Origin of the sequence: Methylobacterium sp. CCH5-D2 (assembly GCF_001556475.1) — a bacterium.
In the GTDB taxonomy this organism is placed as follows: domain Bacteria; phylum Pseudomonadota; class Alphaproteobacteria; order Rhizobiales; family Beijerinckiaceae; genus Methylobacterium; species Methylobacterium hispanicum.
This window is the reverse complement of record NZ_LSIX01000577.1, coordinates 1-5,713: the sequence shown is the minus strand read 5'-3', so window position 1 is coordinate 5,713 and position 5,713 is coordinate 1. Positions and strand designations below refer to the sequence as shown.

Genomic DNA, 5,713 nt, shown 5'->3' with positions numbered 1-5,713 from the left:
GGCGGGCGCGACCGCCGCGACCGATCTGGCGCGCGCGGGCCGGCGCGTGCTGCTCCTCGACCGGGCCGGCCGGATCAAGCCCTGCGGCGGCGCGATCCCGCCCCGGCTGATCCGCGACTTCGCGATTCCCGATCACCTCCTCGTGGCCCGCATCCGCTCGGCCCGGATGGTGGCGCCCTCGGGGAAGGCGGTCGACATGCCGGTCGGCGAGGGCTTCGTCGGCATGGTCGACCGCGAGCATTTCGACCCCTGGCTCCGGGAGCGCGCCCGGGCCGCGGGGGCGGAGCGCCGCGACGGCGTGTTCACCCGCATCACCCGCGAGGCGCCGGGCCTCGCCACGGTGCATTTTCGCGATTGCGCGGGAGCCGAGACCGCGGTGCGGGCCCGCCTCGTGGTGGGTGCCGACGGGGCGAGTTCCCCGGTCGGCCGGGCCGAGGTGCCGGGCCACGCCGCGATGCGGCAGGTCTTCGCCTACCACGAGATCGTGCGCCGGGTGGAGGGTGGCGACACCGAGCCGACGCGCTGCGACGTCTACTACCAGGGCCGGCTCTCGCCGGATTTCTACGCCTGGATCTTCCCGCACGGCGACACGATCAGCGTCGGCACGGGCAGCGCCCGCAAGGGTTTCTCGCTCCGCGGCGCGGTGCGCACCCTGCTCGCCGAATCCGGCCTGGATCGGGGCGCCACCGTGCGCCGCGAGGGCGCGCCCCTGCCGCTCAAGCCCCTGCGGCGCTGGGACAACGGCCGCGACGTCCTGCTGACCGGGGACGCGGCCGGCATCGTCGCCCCGGCCTCCGGCGAGGGCATCTACTACGCCATGCTCGGCGGCCGGCTCGCGGCGGAGGCCGCGCAGGCCTTCCTGGCGACCGGCGACGTGCGGGCGCTGAGAACCGCGCGCGCCCGCTTCATGCGCCTGCACGGGCGCGTCTTCTGGATCCTGCGGCTGATGCAGGCGGTCTGGTACCGCAACGACCCCCTGCGGGAGCGCTTCGTCTCGATCTGCCGCGATCCGGACGTGCAGCAGCTCACCTGGGACGCCTACATGAACAAGGAGCTGGTCCGGAAGCGGCCGGTCGCGCATGTGCGGATCTTCCTGAAGGACCTCGCCCACCTGTTCCGCTGGGTCTCGCCGTGACGCTGCTCCCCTTCCTCGTGGCGGGCGCGGGGGCGCTGCTCGTCGGGTTCGCCAACGGCCTCGCGACGCGCACCGACGCGTGGTACCGCGCCCTGCGCCAGCCGGCCTGGAAGCCGCCGGACTGGGCCTTCGGGCCGATCTGGGCAGCGATCCTGGCGCTCGCCGCAGCCGCCGCGGCGCTCGGCTGGGCCGCGAGCCCGGGCACGGCCGACCGCCTGCTGCTCATCTGGGCCTTCGGCCTCAACGCGGTGCTCAACGTCGCCTGGAGCGTGATCTTCTTCCGGCTTCGCCGGCCGGACTGGGCGCTGGCCGAGGTCGTGCTGCTCTGGCTCTCGGTCCTGCTGCTCGCTTCCGTGCTCGCCCGGGTGAGCGGCCTCGCGGCCGCGCTCGTCCTGCCCTACCTCGCCTGGGTCGGGATCGCGGCGGCGCTGAACCTCAAGATCGTGCGGCTCAACCCCGCCCGCCCCGGCATCGGGAGGGCGTGAGGTGGACGCGCCCGGCTCCCTTCTCGCCGCCCTCGTCGCCTCGGGCCGGATCGTCGACCCGATCCTTCTTCTCGTGGTGGCCGAGGTCGCCTTCGTGGTCTTGGCGCCCGACCGGTTCGGTCCCCGCGCGCCGCTGCTCGCGGGGCTCGCCGCCGGGGCGGGCCTGCTGCTGGCGCTGCGCGCAGGGCTCTCCGGCGCGTCCTGGCCCTGGATCGCCGGGCCGCTGGCGCTCGCCGGCGGCGCCCACCTCGCGGAGCTGGTCCTGCGCCGCGCGAAGACGCTTCGCCGCAGGGAACCATCCGCAACATCGGCTGAGGCGAGGGCGTTGGGTTCGGTCTCGCGCCGACACGAACACATGACGCGGCCCGGCCGTCCGCCCCTCCCTCCCCCCGCGGGGGCGGGAGCGCGCCGCGCGTGACGGCGCGGATCCGCCGAACACGAAAGAGTCCCGACGCACGCGTCACGACAGCACAGTTCCGACGACCCTGCAGGAGAGGCCCATGGACCGCATCGCCGCCCTCGCCCTCGCGGGCGCCGTCTGGAGCACCCTGCTGGCGGCGCCCGCCGCGGCGCAGGACCCGAACCTCGCCGATCCCGAGCTGATCGCGCGGGGCAAGTACCTCGTCACCGCGGGCGATTGCGTGGCCTGCCACACGGCCCCCGGCGGCAAGCCGTTCGCCGGCAACTACCGGCTCAACACCCCGATCGGCGCGATCTTCACGCCGAACCTGACGCCGGACCCCGAGACCGGCCTCGGCAAGTGGGACTACGCCACCTTCGAGCGCGCCTTCCGGCAGGGCATCGGCGACGGGGGCGAGTACCTCTACCCGGCCTTCCCGTTCGGCTGGTACACCAAGGTCACGGACGAGGACACGCGGGCGATCTTCGCCTACCTGAAGTCCCTGCCGCCGGTGAACGAGGCGCGCAAGGACAACGAGATCCCCTTCCCGTTCAACGTGCGCACGGCGCTGATCACTTGGCGCACCGCCTTCTTCACGAACGACCGCTTCAAGCCGGACCCGCAGGCGAGCGCCGAGGTCAACCGCGGCGGCTACCTCGTGGAGGGGCTCGGCCATTGCGGCATGTGCCACAACGAGCGCAAGCTCGTGGGCAATTCGAGCCTCGCGGGCCGCTTCGGCGGCGGCGTGATCGACGGCTGGTACGCCCCCAACATCACGCCCGACGACCACCAGGGCATCGGCGGCTGGACCGACGAGCAGGTGGCGACCTACCTCAAGACCGGCACCGCCCCGGGCGACCGGCCGGGCGTCGCGGCGGGGCCGATGCGCCAGACCATCGAGGAATCCCTCTCCCAGATGACCGACGCCGACCTGAAGGCGATGGTCGCCTACCTGCGCACGATCCCCGCCAAGCAGACCTACAAGACGAAGGACCTGCAGGCCTTCAACAAACCGGGTGCCCCGGGCGCCGACACCTACCTGACCTACTGCTCCTCCTGCCACCAGCCCGACGGCCGGGGGATCGAGGGCGCGGTGCCCGCGCTCGCCGGCAACACCTCCGTGCAGTCGGGGGGACCCGAGACCGTGCTGCGGGTGATCTACGGCGGGCTCGCCGCCCAGAGCGGCTACGCGCCGATGCCGGCGATCGGCCAGGAGATGAGCGATGTCGAGGTCCGCAACGTCACGGACTACGTCCGCAACGCCTGGGGCAACAGCGCCCCGGTGATCGGCTCCGACAGCGCCGCCTCGGAGGCGCGCGCCGCCACCCAGACCATGCTCGCGGGCACCGCGCCCTGCGCCGAGATCGCGCAGGGGACGGTGCGCAAGGCCTTCGAGGCTGCCGGTGCCGCGGACGCGCTCAAGGGCCTGACCCAGGAGCAGTTCGTGCCCGTGCTCGCCCGGCTCCTGCCGCAGGTGAAGGCCGCCTACGGCGACAAGCCGGCCGAGACCGGGGGCCAGGGCATCGACGACGAGCTGGTGAACGGCCTCACCACCCTCTACTGCCAGGTCGGCCGGGAGCCCTACCTGGAGCGGCAGCGGGCGGGTGCTCCCGAGGCGACGCGGCCCTGGGCGAGCGTGATCGGCAACTTCGCCAACATCGCCTACAGCCAGGCCCGCAACCCGGAGAAGCGGGCAAGCGCCGACGCGCCGCCCGCGCCCCCCACCCGGAACTGACCGCGCCGCCACGCACGCACCGAAACGGGAGATCTGCGGATGGGCCTCTTCGTCGTCATCATCGGCGCCTGGCTGGTCTTCGTCGTACTGGAGGTGCTGGCCTTCCGGCGGCGCAACGCCCTGGAGGCGGAGGGGCTCGTCACCGTGGTGCGGCCGGAGACCTCGACCTACCTGAACCCGCCGCGGCCGTACTGAGGACGCGCGGACGGCGGGCCGGCGCTAGCGGCGCACGATCCCGTATTCGGGCCGCTGGGCGCGGCGCCAGCGCAGGTAGGCCTGATAGACCTCCTCCTTGTCGGCGGCCGCACCCTGCGGCTGCTCGCCGAGGAAGCGCTCGACCTCGCCCTGGGACGGCGCCTCCCCGCGGTGGCTGTCGAGCCAGTCCTGCGCCGGCTGGAACCGGGTCCAGCCCGGAACGGAGGCCGCGAGGTTCACCTCCCGCCATTTCGGGTGGTGCTGGGGCGCCAGGAACTGCTCGAACCGGTCGAAGAACGCGGTCGTGAAGCGCTCTAGCTTCCTGTAGCGCTCCGTGCCCTTCGGGTGGTTGTAGACCCCGAGGATCGTGCCGACCGCGAGCGTCTCGATGGGCCGGGCGCCGTCGACGAGCTTCGGGTAGTCGGCGCGGGTCAGCGTGGCGGGCACGTAGGCCTCGCCGATCCGGTCGCCGTAGGGCACCGTGACGAGGTGGAAGCGGCCGGCCGGCTCGAAGCCGGCGATGATCGCGACGGGCCTGGCGGCCACCGAGACGACCGCATCGAGCTCGCCCCGGCGCAGCATCTCGAGGGCCGTCGGCTGGTCCACGTTGACCGCCTCGACCGCGATGCCGAGATCGCGGAACATGGCGCGGCCGCTGTAATCCGTGCCGCTGCCCTTCACGTCGAAGCTGACGCGCTTGCCCGCGAGATCGCCGACCGCGCCGATCGCCGTCGGGGCGATCACGTGGAGCTCGTCGTTGAAGAGCTTGGCGACGTAGTGGATCCGCTTCTCGATGTCCTTGAGGCGCTTGTCCTGGCGCAGCTGATCGAGGGTGTCGGTGCGCACGAAGCCGAGATCGACCCCTTTCAGGAAGCGGAGGTCGTAGGCGTTGGCCCCCGCGCCCCGGCCGAGGATCGGGAGGATGCGCAGCCTGTCGCCGTCGTCGAGGACGAAGGCGAGGTCGGCACCGGTGCGGAAATAGGTTCCGCCGGGCGTGCCGGTGACGACCGAGACGGTGTTGGCGTTCAGCGTCTCGCTGAGCGCCGTCTCGGTCGCCGAGTCCTGGGCGGCAGTCCGCCTCTGCGCCGCGGCGTCCCGCGCCTGCCCGGCCTGGCCCGCGGCGAGCAGCAGCCCGAAGGCCGCCGCGCAGGCCGTCGTCCAGGCCGTCGTCCAGGTGATCGTCCGGGCCGTCGCGCAGGATCGGACCGCCCCCATGCCCCTCGTTCCCATCGCCCTGCTCCCTCGGGTTGGCGGCTCAGCGCGCCGCGGCCGCGACGCTCGTCGGATCGCGCAGGCTCGCCTCTTCCGCCCGGGCCTCTTCCGCCCGAGCCTCTTCCGCCCGGGCGTAGAGCGCGCGCGCGCGCTCCGGATCGGGCCGCAATCCGTGGACCCGCCAGGCGCGCAGCATCCGCGGATCGCAGGTCTGGGCGAGCAGGAAGGTGGCGCGCGCGTCGCCCCGCTCGACCAGATGTTCGAGCACGAGCCGGGCGCCGCTGATGTCGCCCGATCGGATGAGCCGCTCGGCCCGCGCCAGCAGGGCCGCGTTCTGCGGCGGCGGCGGCGACGGCGGCGACGGCGGCCCTCGCCGTCCTCGCGGGCCTCGGCGCGGCCCTCGCCCGAGCCCTCGCCGTCCTGGGCCTCGTCCTCCGTCTCGGCCTCGGCCTCCTCGACGAGATCCTCCTCCTCGACCTCGTCGTCGATCTCCATGGCGGGGGAGACCGCGACCGCGCGCACGCCGGTCACCGGGCCTTCCGCCCGCTGGG

General features: G+C 73.6%; 7 protein-coding genes. 5 read left to right on the top strand and 2 right to left on the bottom strand.

Going from position 1 to position 5,713, the window contains the following annotated elements; translation table 11 throughout:
• The 5 genes from AX737_RS14670 to AX737_RS33235 form a co-directional block, all read left to right on the top strand.
• A partial coding sequence (locus tag AX737_RS14670; protein WP_066922472.1) for a geranylgeranyl diphosphate reductase occupies positions 1 to 1,135 on the top strand: 1,135 nt, incomplete at its 5' end.
• Positions 1,132 to 1,620: a TspO/MBR family protein gene (locus tag AX737_RS14665; RefSeq protein ID WP_238230109.1), complete on the top strand. Its 489-nt coding sequence runs from the start codon at positions 1,132 to 1,134 to the stop codon at positions 1,618 to 1,620. The genes AX737_RS14670 and AX737_RS14665, both read left to right, overlap by 4 nt.
• Before the next feature lies 1 nt (position 1,621).
• Complete coding sequence (locus AX737_RS14660; RefSeq protein WP_197430587.1) at positions 1,622 to 2,038, top strand: hypothetical protein; 417 nt, start codon at positions 1,622 to 1,624, stop codon at positions 2,036 to 2,038.
• An 82-nt stretch (positions 2,039 to 2,120) separates the two neighbouring features.
• On the top strand, positions 2,121 to 3,755 hold the full coding sequence (locus AX737_RS14655) for a c-type cytochrome (protein ID WP_066922470.1): 1,635 nt from the start codon (positions 2,121 to 2,123) through the stop codon (positions 3,753 to 3,755).
• A 39-nt stretch (positions 3,756 to 3,794) separates the two neighbouring features.
• Entirely contained in the window at positions 3,795 to 3,950 is a 156-nt protein-coding gene (locus AX737_RS33235; RefSeq protein WP_156453726.1) for a hypothetical protein, read from the top strand.
• A 24-nt stretch (positions 3,951 to 3,974) separates the two neighbouring features.
• Here the strand turns inward: AX737_RS33235 and AX737_RS14650 are convergent, their stop codons facing one another.
• Together AX737_RS14650 and AX737_RS14645 are read right to left on the bottom strand one after the other, a co-directional pair.
• Complete coding sequence (locus AX737_RS14650; RefSeq protein WP_082773054.1) at positions 3,975 to 5,165, bottom strand: TAXI family TRAP transporter solute-binding subunit; 1,191 nt, start codon at positions 5,163 to 5,165, stop codon at positions 3,975 to 3,977.
• A 40-nt stretch (positions 5,166 to 5,205) separates the two neighbouring features.
• Positions 5,206 to 5,430 carry a hypothetical protein gene (locus AX737_RS14645; protein ID WP_066922468.1) on the bottom strand — a complete coding sequence of 75 codons (225 nt, stop codon included), beginning with the start codon at positions 5,428 to 5,430 and terminating at the stop codon, positions 5,206 to 5,208.
• Positions 5,431 to 5,713 lie beyond the last annotated feature (283 nt).